Genomic DNA, 14,280 nt, shown 5'->3' on the forward strand with positions numbered 1-14,280 from the left:
ACAACATTTCGAGCCCATTTGTTGCGAAATGGCCTGAATAGGACCAAATTGTTGTACATAGTGCAACAACGAAGAGTGAGAGGCGAGATTTAGGCAGAAATTGTTGCACTTTTTACAACATCATACAACCGCGAATAGATTCATCCAGTAACCTCGTATCTATTGTGATTTAAGGAGGGTTGTACATGTCAGTTCCTTTCTACCAGTTGCCAGAGCAGCAGCCTTCAGTATGGCAGCCTACGAGTGTAGCGGAAGCCATGCGCATGAAGCATAAATGGGGAGATGACTCGGTACTCATTGCTGGGGGCACCTGGCTCCGCACTCGCTGGGAAAACGGTATTTCACCGCTCCCACAGCATCTGATTAGCCTTGGTAATATCTCATCGCTATCGGGATTAACGGTGGATTCTCTTGGACACATTCATATAGGGCCAGCTGTTTGTTTAGCAGATTTGATGAAGAATGAGCTGGTTAGGCAAAGATGCGGACTCTTAGTGCAAGCCTGCTCTGAGATCGCAGCGCCCTCTGTACGGAATTTAGCCTCTATCGGAGGTAACGTAATGTCACGAACGGGGGATCTCATTCCTGTATTACTTGTCATGGATGCCCAAATCATTTGCTCGGATGGACAGAATGAACGTTCACTGGCGCTGACCGAGTGGCTGGAAAGTCCTATTTCATCTCAGAACGAGGTAATGACAGGTATCGTGGTGCCATCGGCGGTTCCGTTGGAAGAGGAGAGTAAGTATGAGTTTTATCTGAAGGTGGGACGAAGAGAAGCGTTCACCCCATCGGTTGTAACGGTAGCTGGAAGGCTGTCTCTAGGAAAGGATGGAACCCTTACTAGCATTGCGATAGCTGCGGGTGGAGGAAGCGCTGTTCCAGCAAGGTTTAAGGAGCAGGAAGCCGCTGCCATCGGCCAGCCTTTATCCAAGGAGCTTCTGAAGTATCTGCATAAGGCAGTATTCGCGGAATTTGATGCTGTGGCTGATGATTATGCTGGTGTTACTTATCGCAAGCAGACAGCGGCTAATCTCATCGTTTCTGAATGCTATAAAGCGTGGCAAAAAGGGGGCGGAGCGGATGCTCCTAGGTCGTGATACGTATGCAAAAAAGTGGATTATCCGACCTGACGGTGAAGAGAAGGTAACCGGAAAGCTCCGATATCTCACGGATTTAACAGCACCCGGCATGCTGCATGGGAAAGTGCTTCGCAGTCGTTACCCTCATGCATGGATTCTTTCCATCGATATTAGCAAGGCGATAATGACACCGGGTGTGCGCGTCGTGGTAACGGCAGAGGATGTGCCTGGGATGAATTTATTCGGCATTGCCTTCCCGCATCAGCCTGTGTTCTGTCATGATCGCGTTCGTTACATTGGGGACGCTTTGGCGGCGGTAGCTGCGGACACGGAAGAGATCGCTGAATATGCGCTTAGCCTGATTGAGGTTGTTTATGAGCCATTGCCTGTTGTAGATGATCCAGAAACGGCGCTAGATGCGGGTGCGATTAGGCTGCATCCCGATGGCAATCTGCTTCATCGAACCAGCTTAAAGCATGGGGAGGCAGAAACGGCGTTCGAGGGATGTGCACATCTTGTTGAGGAGACGTATTTTACACCTCGTCAAATGCACACCTATATGGAAACGGAAGGCGGCTTGTTTATCCCAGAGGATGACGGCCGATTGACGGTTTACTCGCCGACGCAGCATGGTTACAAGGATCGGATGCAGCTGTCAAGGATTCTAGGGATGGCTGAGGAGCAAATTCGGGTAGTATCTAGTCCGATTGGCGGGTCGTTCGGCGGTAAGGATGAGCTCAATGTGCAGCCCTTCGGTGCCCTGATGGCATTAAAGACGGGATCTCCGATCAAAATGCACAATTCACGTCGTGAATCGGTCATATCTGGCATCAAACGGCATCCTATGCGGATTAGGATGAAGACCGGCGTGGATCAAGAGGGACGTCTCGTCGCGCATCAAGTCAGCATTCTTGCTGATACAGGCGCCTATGCAACCTTGGGTTGTGAGGTTTTGAATTTTGCAACGGAACATGCGATAGGACCCTATAACATCGCGAATGTAGATGTTCAGGGGATGAGTGTATATACGAATAACGGTGTATCCGGTGAGTTTCGGGGCTTCGGCGGCAATCAGGTGATTTTTGCCGTTGAGAGCCAAATCGAGCGATTAGCTGAGAAGTTAGGCATGGACTCTTGGGAGCTGCGCAAGCTGAACTTGCGCGCTTCAGGCGACCCGGGACCGATGGGGCAGAAGATTGTGCAAACCGAGGGCGCGAACCAAGTGTGGAGCAAGGTGAAGGAGTCGCCGCTCTGGGCGAATCGCGGGAAGTTGGAGCGGGAAGGCGAGGGAGAGAAGCAGCGAGATCAAGCGGAGAGGCTGCAGGCTGAAGAGCGGGATGACAAGGGCGAGGATCAAGCCCCGTGGCTCCGCCGAGGCGTCGGCGCAGCTATGGTGATGCACGGCGCCGGGCTCGGCCTAGGCATCCCGGATCACTCCGGCGGACGCATCGAGCTTACGCCGGAGGGCAAGATCCAGGCCTCCTTCGGCTTCGAGGAGTTCGGGCAAGGGCTCTACGCAGCGCTCACGTTGATGCTGCAAGACTTTTTCGGCTGCGCCGCCGAGGACATCTGCATCGTCATCGGCGATACGGATCGCGTGCCGAGCAGCGGATCCAGCACCGCTTCACGCGCCACCACGATGATGTGGCGCGCACTGCAGCGGCTGAAGCCGCCGTTCGTGCAGGCGCTGCTTCAGCAGGCGTCTGCACTCGTCGGCCTCGCAGCCGAAGAGCTGGCAACCGGCGCAGGCGGGATTCATCGCAAGGGCGATGAATCGGGCATGCCGGTTGTGACGTATGCGGAGTTGGCGGAGGCTGCAGAGGCAGCAGCCAAGCCGATCGTCGCGCATACGGAGTTCGACTACCCGACGACGCCGGAAGGCCTGATCGGCGCTCATTATTTATACTCCTACGCATCCGTCATCGTGGAAGTGGAAGTGAACATGCTGACGGGGCGAGTGAAGGTGCTGCAAACCGATCACGTCATTGCAGCAGGTCCTGTCATTAATCCGATGGGGTTCCTCGGACAGATCGAGGGCGGCAGCGTGATGGCGCTGGGATATACGTTGACCGAGGATGCCGTCATGAAGGACAGCAATTACGTCCGGCATAACTTGGACACGTACCTAGTTCCTACCTTCAAGGATAGCCCTCATACCATTCGGGTAGAAGCGATCGAAGATTTGCCAGAGGGTGATACATTTGGCCCGCGTGGGGTTGGCGAAATCGGTTCCGTCGGTTTGGCCCCGGCCATTACCGCAGCGGTCCGGCAAGCAACGGGTATTTGGGTAAATCGACTTCCGATTTCACCGGAAAACATCGTGCAGTCCATCGACTGGTTAGAAGGGGTGGAGGCCATTGATTAATACAACTTATGTGCTTGAATGTTCCATTAACGGTAAGGCTGTCGCGGTACCGGTTCCTGCTTCCAAACGGATGTCGGATATTCTGCGCGATGACTTGCTTTTAACAGGAACCAAAGTTTCTTGTGAGATTGGACGATGTGGCGCCTGCATGGTACTGCTTGATGGTAAACCCGTTAATTCGTGTCTGCTCATGGCTTATCAAGCGGCGGGTAAGGAAGTAACGACCATTGAGGGAATATCGGCAGGAGAAGAACTGCATCCCGTTCAGCAAGCTATGTTAGAGGAAGGAGGGCTGCAGTGCGGTTATTGTACGGCGGGTATGATCGTTACTCTTACGGCTTTATGGGAAAAGAATCCTACCCCGACTAGGGCGGAGGCCGAAGAGGCGCTGTGCGGCAATATATGCCGATGCACGGGCTATGAAGGCATTTTCAGAGCTGTAGAAAGATGTGGTTTGTCGATAAAAAGAGAGGGGTAGAAGCCATTATGACAAAAAAATGGACGTTTTCCTTAACAGCTATCTTACTTATGATCCTAACCGCTTGCTCTGGACAATCAACTACGACTAGCACCACGACCGCACCTAATGCATCCCCTGCTTCAACCCAAGCTGCCAATGCAACACCGTCATCAGTGGAAAAAAAGCTGCCTAGAGTCGCCTTTGTCTATATCGGAGTTCCCGGTGATGGAGGCTGGACCTATGAGCATGATCAAGGCCGTTTAATGTTGGAAAAAGAGCTCGGCATCAAAGCGACAACGGTTGAAAATATACCTGAAGGTCCTGACGCGGAGCGTGTTTTTGAAGAGTTAGCACAGAAGAACGATATTATTTTCGGAACGTCTTTTGGTTATATGGACCCGATGTATAATGTAGCTCAAAAGCACCCGAAGGTCACTTTCCTACACGCAACTGGCTATAAAACACTGCCTAACCTAGGAACATATATGGGGCGCGAATACCAAAGTGCTTATCTCGTAGGTATGGCAGCAGGTAAAATGACCAAGAACAATCACATGGGTTATGTCGGTGCATTCCCAATCCCAGAAGTTATTTATACCATTAATGCTTTTACCCTTGGCGCACAAAGCGTTAATCCGGACATTGATGTGTCTGTGGTCTGGAGCAATACTTGGTTCGATCCGGCGACAGAGAAGCAAGCTGCGATTTCTTTGCTGGATAAAGGTGTTGACGTTTTGGCTGCGTACCAAGATTCACCTGCAAGTATTCAAGCGGCAGCGGAACGCAAGGTGTGGGGGATCGGAAACGATTCGGATATGGGCAGATTTGCGCCTGAGACGTATATTTCTAACCCGAAATGGAACTGGGGACCTTACTATGTGCAGACTGTTAAAAGTGTCATGGATGGGACTTGGAAATCCAGCTCGTATTTCGGAAGCATGAAAGAAGGCATTACAAATATAGCGCCTCTAGGTAAAAATGTGCCAGCCGACGTTAAAGCTCTTGTTGAGAAGAAGAAGCAAGATATCTTGAACGGTACCTTCGAAGTATTCCAAGGACCTATCGTGGATCAAGATGGCAAGACGCGTTTTGAACAGGGTAAAAAGATGACAGACGAAGAGATTTTGGGTACAACCTGGTTTGTTAAGGGCATTAAAGGTGTCATTCCTAAATAAGTAGGAGAGGACGTTAGGACGATGACGATACAAGATATTGCTTTGATTGACGAGTGGCATCCGGTGTTGTTGTCGTCAGATCTGTTAGAAAAGCCTATACCTGTCATCGTGTTAGGTGAAAAAGTGGCTGTATTCCGTACTTCGCAAGGTGTTCACGCCTTCAAGGACTTATGCATTCATCGGGGAGTACCGTTATCGCTGGGCAAAGTGAAGGGGGATGAACTCGTCTGTGCTTACCACGGTTGGTCCTACAACGGCTGCGGTACTTGTACGCGAATTCCGTCTCTGCCCGCGGATCGAGCAATTCCCTCCAAGGCGAAAGCGTTCGTCTACCCATGTGTAGAGGCACACGGTTTCATCTGGGTTAGCTTAGGTACACCGGTTCATTCTCTGCCAAAAGTGAGTGCGTATATCCCTGACGGCTTCAAAGAAGTCATCATGGGACCTTACATTCTGCAAGCTGCAGGACCTCGTATCATAGAGAACTTCCTCGATGTATCCCACTTGATGTTTGTACATGAAGGTCTGCTTGGTAATAGTGAATTTGCCGAAATTGGGGATTATCAGGTTTACGAGGAGGACGGTGTCCTTACTTCAGAGGAAATCGTCGTCTATCAACCCGATCCGGATGGAACGGGGCGCGGCGTACATAGTCGATATGTATATGAAGTGTTCGGTCCGCTCTGTGTCGCATTTACCAAAAGAGATCGCGATACGGATCATATCTTTCGGTTGTTCTTGATGGTGCTGCCTGAAACGGAGCAGATGAGCAAAGCGTTCATGTTGAAGCAGAGGAACTATGCTTATAAGGAACCTGACGAGGTTTTCGTTCAATTTCAGGATCTGCTCATTGAGCAGGATCGTGAGATGGTCGAAAACCAGAAGCCAGAGCTGCTTCCGCTCGATCTTCAGGCGGAGCTGCATCTGAATACAGATCGCTTGAGCATCGCGTACCGCAAGCGGCTTCGGGAGCTGGGCGTCACCTTTGGGACGGCTTAGGGGTTAAATTAAAGCGCTGCGGCGCATGGGAGTAGTTCTTCTCCCCTGCGTCGCAGCGCTTTTTTTCCGGATTATCTTTTTTTCCTATTATTCTTCATTAGCGTCATTCTTCTGGAATGGCGCAGCCAAGAATAATAGGTTCGTAAGTCACGCAATTCCATGGTTTTAGACATAAATCCGAGGAAGGTGATGACAATCATTCTATGTAAGGGTTTGCCAGTCAGATCGGTTTCATTCTCTACTTCAGTAAATTGTACGACCATTAGTAAATCATCGTCGATAACGTATACTTCTTCTTCCTTGCGGTAGTACGGTGCTATTTTGCCACTCTTAAGCTTATCCCACAAATACTTACATATATCCTCAAGCTTTGTTTGTTCACCTTCCACACGAGTGGTCCATCGACTATGGGCATGATTTGTGATGACAATATCGACGATCTTTTTATCAGCTAGTTCGATATAGAAGGGCTCATAGGTACTCCATCGGCTCATTATTTTATCTTTCATACCGTTGAACTCCTTTCTTCTCATCCATACAAAGAATCAAGTGTGGTTTTCCATATATATACTTATTATCATAAAGTTAACTTGTTTCGAGGGCATCACATAAATCATTTCACTGATTTCAACCTATTTTTCGTACTTGTGTAAAACATGCAAAAAGAAATGCATGAAGACGAAAAAAAGGATTGCATGATTAGCGGGAGGCTAATTATACAATCCTTTTTTAATTTGGTAAAATAATACTAGAGTTTACCACCAATCACCTGCGAGTTTTACTAGATCTTTCTGCCTAGCCTCTGCTGGACGATTAAAGGTTCTAACCGCTGCGGCAGATTCTACTTTAGATAACGATAGCTCAGTTAAGAAAGGGCTTGCATCTTCGCGCAATTCGTTACGTTTTAACATGTGAACGGCTTGCTGCAATTTCGGGGTTAACTGGATGACCGGCATAGGATCACTTCTTTCTTATACGATTGGACTACACATGTATTATAGCAAATAAATGGAGGATGATGGTGGATGAGAAAAAAATATGCAATAGGGTTGTGTGTGTCAATTTTCATTGTATTGCAGATTTGGTGCTCGTTCATTACCTTTCATTTCCCTTATATCGGGGTTTATGTCGAATTGACTCCACAACAACAATGGGTGATCCAGGAGATGACTCCGGAAAGCGCGAGTGCAAAGCTAAACCTCAAGCTTGGGGATATCGTCAAGCAAGTGGATGGCAAGCTTCCTGATGAATCTCCGACCATTCAAAAATGGAAAGCGATAGAGAAAGCTCGCTCGTTACTGATTTCAAGAGACGGGCTTGAGTACGAAATAGTGGTAAACAGGAATAGCACTACCTTCTACGATATGGTTCCGTTAGTAGAGGAAGGCGTTTGTCTGTTCATGGCTGTTTTGCTTTTTATGAAAATGCGCCGTTCTCCATCAGCCAAGCTGCTCGCTGCTGTTTTTCTAACCATGGCTATCATTTATATGAGTCTGGGTGCCTCTGTAAGGGGAGATGTTATTGGAAAGCTGTTGATCGCCAGCTTTATGATGGCTCTGCCGATTATCTTTTTGCATTTTTTAGTTATCTTTTTCAAGGAAAAAGGCAATATGGAATTGCCAACTCGAATTTTAAAATATTTGTATGCCATCGTAATCATAGCACTTGCTATAAGAAGCCTATACTTTTATCCTCCGATGGCCAAGGTGTTTCGTTATGATGGCTCCGTAACCTTAGTCTTTTTCATTATTGGCTTTGTTTTCAATATGAGTGTTTTGACATTTCTGCATGCTAAAGTTCGAAAACAACAATCCTACGTGTCGAGCATTATTAAGAGTGTATGGTTGTCATTGTTGATCTCTTTTTTACCGGCCATCTGCTTCTCCTTACTTCCTCAACTAATTACGGGACAACAAATTTTAAATGGAAGGTATACAAGCGGGCTTATTTTGGTTTTCCCCATTTCATTTGCCTATTTGATTGCTTCCAATCAGTTGTATGATATCGGGCTTGTTATCAGGCGTTTTATGTTCGCTAGTTTAATGGCGATCATTCCCGTCAGCCTGTTTACAGGGGCGTATGTTTTCTTATTTGGCCAAGAAGTAGATGATAAACAAATTTTATTCATATTCATTGGTTCCATTATTCTTGTTTCGTCGGTTCTGTATGCAGCCGAGTATTGGACAACGCGGCTTGAACCGTTTTTGTTCCCAAGAAAATACGCCCTGCAATTTGCTTTGAAGAAAATTTCCAAAAATCTTGGGACCATTTCCAGTTTCCGTGAGTTGAAAGAGATCATCCTCGTGGATATTGTTGGTACACTTCAGGTGATGGGTGGAGCTATTGTGTTCCAGTATAAGAACGATACCGAGATCATTTACGAAGGGGAAATAGATACTTCAGAAGTTCAGCAGCTTGTAAACTCGTCATCCTTGCTCGATCATCCACTTTATACATGCATAGAGATGAATAGCCATGAAGAGTATACGAGTTATTTGATTATGACGCGCAAAAAGACGAACACATTGCTTGCGAAGGAAGAGCGGCAGTGGCTGCAGCTAATTACGACCTATTTGGAAGTTAGCTTGGAGAATGTCCACTTGATTCGCAAGTTAACAGCCAGGTTGCACCAATTTGCTTCCCAGCTTCCTAGTGAAAGCGCAGCGCAGGATATTCAATGGTTTCGTAAGGTGATGTTTGAACTTCAGGAAGAGGAACGAATTCGGATTGCTAGCGATCTTCATGATACGACGATGCAGGATCTTTTCTTTCTCAAAAGGAGAATATCCACGCTCGCAGATAAGTCAACGATGCATCAAGAAGATCAGGTACAGTTGAAAAACATGAATAATTTTGTGGAAATGATTAATGCCAGCCTTCGCCAAAGCTGCTTTGAGTTAAATCCCCATTTGCTAAAAGAGGTAGGTCTGATTCAAACACTGAAGATGTACTTGGAAAAGGAGTCATATACAACGCCATTTGAGCTTGAATTTCAAGCAGGACATGCTGCTGTCATCGAAACCAAAGATTTGCTTACGAAACGGCATATATTCCGAATCGTCCAAGAGCTGCTTAATAATGCAAAAAAACATTCGCAGGCTTCCAAAGTGAAGTTCCATATCATGGAAATAGATTTTCGTTTCTGGTTATTTTATGAGGATAACGGAGTGGGATTTCACGACAGTAACGAAGTTCACCTGGAGATTGGCGCATCAGGCATGGGGATCGAACAAATGAGAAGCAGAGTCTTGCACGTGGGTGGACATTTTGAGCTCAATACACAAAAAGGAAACGGAACGAAGTTTATCATTACGATACCCACTGAGGAGGTGATTTCCGCATGATTGAAGTTGTTAAGACATTGGTTGTCGACGATCATCCTTTATTTGCACGTGCGACCAAATCTTTGTTAGAAGAGATCGATGGGATTGAAGTGATCGGCGTTGTCTCTAATGCCAAACAATGCTTGGAACAAGTGGAGCTGCATCAGCCTGGTCTCGTATTTCTTGATTATCAACTTCCTGATCTATCCGGCACAGAAGTCGCTGCTCAGTTAAAGGACATTTATCCGAATATGCATATTGTTATTTTTACGGGAATCGATGTGACGGGCATCTTAAATAAATTAATCGAAATCAAAGTAAGCGGCGTTCTATCGAAGGAGTCGAGCGAACGAACAATTAAAAATATGGTGAATTGTATGTTGGATGGCCATACGATGCTGCCGTTATCTTTCTTTCACCAGATGCAAATAAGTGGAGAATATACGAAGGATGACTGTGTGTTACAAGAGGAAGAAGTACTCATGATGAACATGCTGGTCAAGGGAGCGACGCACGATCAAATTGCAGAACGCATCTTTATGAGCAAGCGAACTGTCGATAATTATTTACGTAAGATTTACGACAAATGGGGCGCCAAATCAAGAACAGAAGCACTAGAAAAGTTTATTAAAAGCAAGTATTACACGCAAGTTTAGGGGAGGAAATGATGCAGGACATCCAGCAGCATATGCATCGTGTTATTGATGACTATATTTATGTAGAAGATTTAAATACTCTGCTTAAATCTTTTATAGATGACAAAGAAAAAGAAAACTGTACATGGTCTAAGATCACGATTTGCATGCACAAGATGTTAGGAGGAGACTCGCCTCACATTCATCGACTTGCTGCGGTGACGGAACTGGTCATTCTCACTTTGGATATTATGGATGATTTGCAGGATCAAGATCAAGGGAGTAAGCCATGGATGCAATGTCCACAAGCCATTACGTTGAATGCTGTTATGGCGTTATTCATGGGAGTGTTAGGTGAATTGGGGCACTTACAGGTCAAAGATATGATGCTGGTCGAGGTAAGTAAGATCATTTCGAGATCGATTAATGGCCAACAAAAAGATGTAACCAATACAATATCAACCATAGATGAATATCTGATGATGACGCAAGAGAAATCAGGTTCCTTATACCGGCTTGCCTGTTTCATGGGCTATTCCTCTTTAGAATGCTCGGAAGAAACGATTGAACAGATTCATCAATTAGCTGACTGTATCGGCCTTATTCATCAAATTCAAAATGATATGAGAGATCTAATTCGGTTTGATGTGAAAAACGATTTGATTGGAAGGAAACGAACGCTTCCTGTGTTGTATTTACTTTCCATTGAAGATACGGCATTCAGCCAATTGAAGGCCTATTATGAGGGTGAAATTACCGTAGATTTCCTTTTGGAAGAGAAAGAGGATTTTTTGCAAATGATTCATGATTCCGGATGTATGGAATATGCCCGAATTGTCCAATCTGTTTGCATTCAAAAGGCGGAAGAGATTTATGAGAATTTGCAAGCTATCTCTCCTTGGAAAGAAAGGTTTAAGCAAATGACGTATCAGGATTTTCTGGATGCGGACTAGGTGGTCAAACGCACGCTTTTCATGTATTACTGATGGGGAGCAGTGTGGACAATTGGTTCTTTGGCTTAAATGGTTTTGAAGGCTGTTAAGTTCCCTGCATGTGCGGTGTACTTAATGGCCTTTTTTCAACTGCTTAGAAAAGAAAGTCTTATTGACAACTCTTCTCAATTAAAATAAAATAGGTATTACATAATAATTATTATAAATAAGCGATGTGCTATTTTATTACAATCTTACCTACGAAGGAGAATGCAGATGTCCCATAACCACCTAACAACGAACCAGGGTGCGCCTGTAGGCGATAACCAGAACTCACGGACAGCAGGCCAGAATGGCCCGACGCTTTTGGAGGATTACCACTTATTAGAGAAGATCGCTCATTTCGATCGGGAGCGTATTCCGGAGCGTGTGGTTCATGCGCGTGGAGCGGGAGCTTTTGGAACTTTTACGGTTGAGAACTCAATGAAACGCTATACGAAAGCGGGCTTTCTAGCTGAAGCGGGTAAAGAAACGGCGGTATTTGTACGCTTTTCCACCGTTATTCATGGTCAAGGGTCACCTGAAACAGCACGGGATCCACGTGGTTTCGCGGTTAAATTTTATACAGAAGAAGGCAATTACGATCTAGTCGGCAATAATCTGCCTGTTTTCTTTATCCGCGACGCGATGAAATTCCCTGATATGGTTCACTCCTTGAAGCCAGCGCCTGACACGAATGTTCAGACACCCGACCGCTATTGGGATTTCATGTCACTGACACCAGAATCGACGCATATGCTGACTTGGGTATTCTCGGACTATGGCACACCAGCGAATTATCGTGAAATGAATGGTTTCGGTGTTCATGCGTTTAAATGGATTAATTCCGTAGGGAATTATGTGTATGTGAAATATCATTGGAAACCGCATCAAGGCGTTCGCAATTTGAGCAAAGCCGAAGCATCAGCCATTCAGGGCGAGGATTTCAGCCATGCGACAAGAGATTTGTACGACCACATCGATCGCGGCGAATTCCCGAAATGGGATCTGCATGTGCAGCTGCTGCAGCCTGAGGATTTGGATGCTTACGATTTCGATCCGCTGGATCCAACAAAAGTGTGGCCAGAAGATCTGATACCTTTGCAAAAAGTAGGGACGATGACGTTAAACCGCAACGCACAGAACTTTTTTGCTGATGTGGAGCAAGCAGCATTTGCGCCAAGTGTATTGGTATCAGGGATCGAGCCCTCAGAAGATAAGCTGCTGCAAGGACGGCTTTTCTCCTACCCAGATACACAAAGACACCGTCTCGGTGCCAACTACCTGCAAATTCCGGTGAACTGCCCTTATGCAACCGTGCAAAATAACCAGCGCGATGGCGCTATGCAAATGAAGCCGCAGCCTGGCAGTGTGAATTATGAGCCGACTCGTCATGCCGATGCACCGAAAGAAGCGCCTGAATTCCGCGACAGCACAGCACCCATCAATGGAACTGTTGTTAGACAAAAAATCGCGAAAACGAATGATTTCGCACAAGCCGGAGACACATTCCGCAGCTTCAGCGAGCAGGAGCAAGCCAATTTCATTTCGAATCTAGTAGGTGATCTCTCCTCTGTTCACGAGAAATCGAAGCTGCTGGCGATCTGCAATTTCTACAGAGCCGATAGCGGGCTGGGAGAAAGCTTGGCAGCAGGCTTGAACGTAGATATTTCAGGTTACTTACAACATTTGAACCGCTAATGGTCATCATAAATAAATAAATAAATAAATAAATAAATAAATAAATTAAATGCCAATAAAACGAAGAGGAGGTTCCCATCATGGTACAACATGATCTGAATCAAGCGCTGCAGCGAATGCGCGCCAAAAACATACCTTTAACACCGCAGCGGTGTGCAATACTTACGTTTCTATATGAGCAGGGCAGTTACACAACGGTCAAAGACATATGTGAAGCATTGATCGATAAGTATCCTCATATGAATGCGATGACGGTTAACAGCAGCTTGCATGTATTTAAACAGCTTGGTTTAGTTAATGAATTGCCTGTTATCAGTGCCTCCTTACGATATGAAGCGGCAATTTGTTCATAAATAATAGATAAGGCGCTGCAGTGTGAGTAGAGATAAGATTGTCTCTTCTCACGCTGCAGCGCCTTTTTTTAGTATAACCCCGATTGCTCTTTAGTGCTCTCGCGTCTGAGTTCGTTCACGGCATCCATAAGATCTTTACTAAGATAGGACCCAGCTTCTTCATAGACAGGTTCAAGCGCTTGCTGCCATTCATCCCGTTCCTCTTTGGATAGGAGGTGAACGTTCATCTGGCCAATCCTCTGCAGCTCGTTCCATTGTTTACGGTTGATCTCGATCGCATTTTGGTTAGCCCAAACCGTCGTTTCCTGCATGGCCTCATTAATCGTTTTTTGCTGATCAGCGGATAGCTTCTCCCAAAATACCTTATTCATTAGCACGCCATAACCTAGATAAGCATGATTGCTTATGGTTAGATATTTTTGGACTTGATACATCTTTTTAGAGTAGATGTTCGAAATCGTATTCTCTCCACCGTCTACCAGACCGGATTCCATACTGCGGTAAACTTGGTTAAAAGGAATGGGGACTGTCTTTGCATTCAGATGACGAAATTGGGATTCAATAACCTTGCTAGGAAGAATTCGAAATGTCAAATCTCGAAAATCTTCCGGATGGACGAGCATGCCGCGGCCCGAGGTCATCTGCTGAAAGCCATTTGCCCAAAAACTTAGACCGATAATGCCTTTTTCTTCAAGTTTGCGCATTAGGATATCTCCGATCTTGCCTCGGAACGCCTTTTCTACAGCCTCTTCATTTTGGAAAGCAAATGGGAGGTCCATCGCCATCCACTCAGGTACGACCTCGGATATATTTGAGAAGCTTGGCGCAATCATTTGAATGCTGCCTCCCTGCAAAGCCGCAACTTCTTCCGTTTCATTGTATAAAGTACTGTTCGGAAACAACTCTACTTTGATGGTGTCATTTGTTTTTTCTTTAACTAATCGGGCGAACTCTTGAGCGGCTAAACCTTTGGGTGTATTCTCCGCTACACTAAAGCTGAATCGAATGACCGTTTGTCGGCCGAGTCCGATCTGCTCATCATCACCCACGAGCGGCCCGTTATTAAATTGCCAGGAGAAACCGAATCCCAACGCTGTCAGGAGGCCGATTAAAAGAAACATAGTGATACCGACAAACGTTTTCATACGGACCCCCAGCTGTTTTATATCGTAAATTCAGTGTAACATAATGTAGGAGGATCTTAGAAATAAACGAT

The 14,280-nt window shown here is 46.1% G+C and carries 13 protein-coding genes; 10 read left to right on the forward strand and 3 right to left on the reverse strand.

The window, feature by feature from the left end:
• Positions 1 to 185 precede the first annotated feature (185 nt).
• From GC102_RS00100 to GC102_RS00120, 5 genes are read left to right on the forward strand one after another with little or no spacing between them, the layout of a single operon-like run.
• Complete coding sequence (locus GC102_RS00100) at positions 186 to 1,100, forward strand: FAD binding domain-containing protein (RefSeq protein WP_171687682.1); 915 nt, start codon at positions 186 to 188, stop codon at positions 1,098 to 1,100.
• A complete protein-coding gene (gene pucD, locus GC102_RS00105; RefSeq protein ID WP_171687683.1) occupies positions 1,084 to 3,447 on the forward strand; it encodes a xanthine dehydrogenase subunit D in 2,364 nt (787 codons plus the stop codon). Before GC102_RS00100 ends, pucD begins: the two co-directional genes overlap by 17 nt.
• Positions 3,440 to 3,925: a (2Fe-2S)-binding protein gene (locus GC102_RS00110; RefSeq protein ID WP_171687684.1), complete on the forward strand. Its 486-nt coding sequence runs from the start codon at positions 3,440 to 3,442 to the stop codon at positions 3,923 to 3,925. Before pucD ends, GC102_RS00110 begins: the two co-directional genes overlap by 8 nt.
• 8 nt (positions 3,926 to 3,933) lie before the next feature.
• Complete coding sequence (locus GC102_RS00115; RefSeq protein WP_171687685.1) at positions 3,934 to 5,082, forward strand: BMP family ABC transporter substrate-binding protein; 1,149 nt, start codon at positions 3,934 to 3,936, stop codon at positions 5,080 to 5,082.
• A 21-nt stretch (positions 5,083 to 5,103) separates the two neighbouring features.
• On the forward strand, positions 5,104 to 6,081 hold the full coding sequence (locus tag GC102_RS00120; protein ID WP_171687686.1) for an aromatic ring-hydroxylating dioxygenase subunit alpha: 978 nt from the start codon (positions 5,104 to 5,106) through the stop codon (positions 6,079 to 6,081).
• A gap of 71 nt (positions 6,082 to 6,152) precedes the next feature.
• Here GC102_RS00120 and GC102_RS00125 read toward each other — a convergent pair whose 3' ends face one another.
• Both GC102_RS00125 and GC102_RS00130 read right to left on the reverse strand, forming a co-directional pair.
• Entirely contained in the window at positions 6,153 to 6,590 is a 438-nt protein-coding gene (locus tag GC102_RS00125) for a hypothetical protein (RefSeq protein WP_171687687.1), read from the reverse strand.
• 246 nt (positions 6,591 to 6,836) lie between these two features.
• Positions 6,837 to 7,037 carry a hypothetical protein gene (locus GC102_RS00130; protein WP_171687688.1) on the reverse strand — a complete coding sequence of 67 codons (201 nt, stop codon included), beginning with the start codon at positions 7,035 to 7,037 and terminating at the stop codon, positions 6,837 to 6,839.
• 69 nt (positions 7,038 to 7,106) lie between these two features.
• Between GC102_RS00130 and GC102_RS00135 the strand changes: the two genes are divergently transcribed.
• From GC102_RS00135 to GC102_RS00155, 5 genes are all read left to right on the forward strand, one after another.
• Positions 7,107 to 9,425: an ATP-binding protein gene (locus GC102_RS00135; protein ID WP_171687689.1), complete on the forward strand. Its 2,319-nt coding sequence runs from the start codon at positions 7,107 to 7,109 to the stop codon at positions 9,423 to 9,425.
• Positions 9,422 to 10,060, forward strand: coding sequence for a response regulator transcription factor (locus GC102_RS00140; RefSeq protein ID WP_171687690.1), 639 nt, complete (start codon positions 9,422 to 9,424; stop codon positions 10,058 to 10,060). Before GC102_RS00135 ends, GC102_RS00140 begins: the two co-directional genes overlap by 4 nt.
• Before the next feature lie 8 nt (positions 10,061 to 10,068).
• Positions 10,069 to 10,992, forward strand: a complete 924-nt coding sequence (locus GC102_RS00145; RefSeq protein WP_171687691.1) for a polyprenyl synthetase family protein — start codon at positions 10,069 to 10,071, stop codon at positions 10,990 to 10,992.
• 255 nt (positions 10,993 to 11,247) lie between these two features.
• Positions 11,248 to 12,711 (forward strand): catalase, encoded by a 1,464-nt coding sequence (locus tag GC102_RS00150; RefSeq protein ID WP_171687692.1) that lies wholly within the window; start codon positions 11,248 to 11,250, stop codon positions 12,709 to 12,711.
• Between the two features lie 80 nt (positions 12,712 to 12,791).
• Entirely contained in the window at positions 12,792 to 13,064 is a 273-nt protein-coding gene (locus GC102_RS00155; protein WP_171687693.1) for a Fur family transcriptional regulator, read from the forward strand.
• 68 nt (positions 13,065 to 13,132) lie between these two features.
• Here the strand turns inward: GC102_RS00155 and GC102_RS00160 are convergent, their stop codons facing one another.
• Positions 13,133 to 14,209, reverse strand: a complete 1,077-nt coding sequence (locus tag GC102_RS00160) for a DctP family TRAP transporter solute-binding subunit (protein ID WP_171687694.1) — start codon at positions 14,207 to 14,209, stop codon at positions 13,133 to 13,135.
• Positions 14,210 to 14,280 lie beyond the last annotated feature (71 nt).

This window comes from Paenibacillus germinis (assembly GCF_013141785.1).
GTDB classification, from domain to species: domain Bacteria; phylum Bacillota; class Bacilli; order Paenibacillales; family NBRC-103111; genus Paenibacillus_E; species Paenibacillus_E phytorum.

Coding starts and splice junctions, on each gene's coding strand:
- GC102_RS00100 (WP_171687682.1), top strand. CDS start 186: ATGTCAGTTCCTTTCTACCAGTTGCCAGAGCAGCAGCCTTCAGTATGG.
- pucD (WP_171687683.1), top strand. CDS start 1,084: ATGCTCCTAGGTCGTGATACGTATGCAAAAAAGTGGATTATCCGACCT.
- GC102_RS00115 (WP_171687685.1), top strand. CDS start 3,934: ATGACAAAAAAATGGACGTTTTCCTTAACAGCTATCTTACTTATGATC.
- GC102_RS00120 (WP_171687686.1), top strand. CDS start 5,104: ATGACGATACAAGATATTGCTTTGATTGACGAGTGGCATCCGGTGTTG.
- GC102_RS00125 (WP_171687687.1), bottom strand. CDS start 6,590: ATGAAAGATAAAATAATGAGCCGATGGAGTACCTATGAGCCCTTCTAT.
- GC102_RS00130 (WP_171687688.1), bottom strand. CDS start 7,037: ATGCCGGTCATCCAGTTAACCCCGAAATTGCAGCAAGCCGTTCACATG.
- GC102_RS00135 (WP_171687689.1), top strand. CDS start 7,107: ATGAGAAAAAAATATGCAATAGGGTTGTGTGTGTCAATTTTCATTGTA.
- GC102_RS00140 (WP_171687690.1), top strand. CDS start 9,422: ATGATTGAAGTTGTTAAGACATTGGTTGTCGACGATCATCCTTTATTT.
- GC102_RS00145 (WP_171687691.1), top strand. CDS start 10,069: ATGATGCAGGACATCCAGCAGCATATGCATCGTGTTATTGATGACTAT.
- GC102_RS00150 (WP_171687692.1), top strand. CDS start 11,248: ATGTCCCATAACCACCTAACAACGAACCAGGGTGCGCCTGTAGGCGAT.
- GC102_RS00155 (WP_171687693.1), top strand. CDS start 12,792: ATGGTACAACATGATCTGAATCAAGCGCTGCAGCGAATGCGCGCCAAA.
- GC102_RS00160 (WP_171687694.1), bottom strand. CDS start 14,209: ATGAAAACGTTTGTCGGTATCACTATGTTTCTTTTAATCGGCCTCCTG.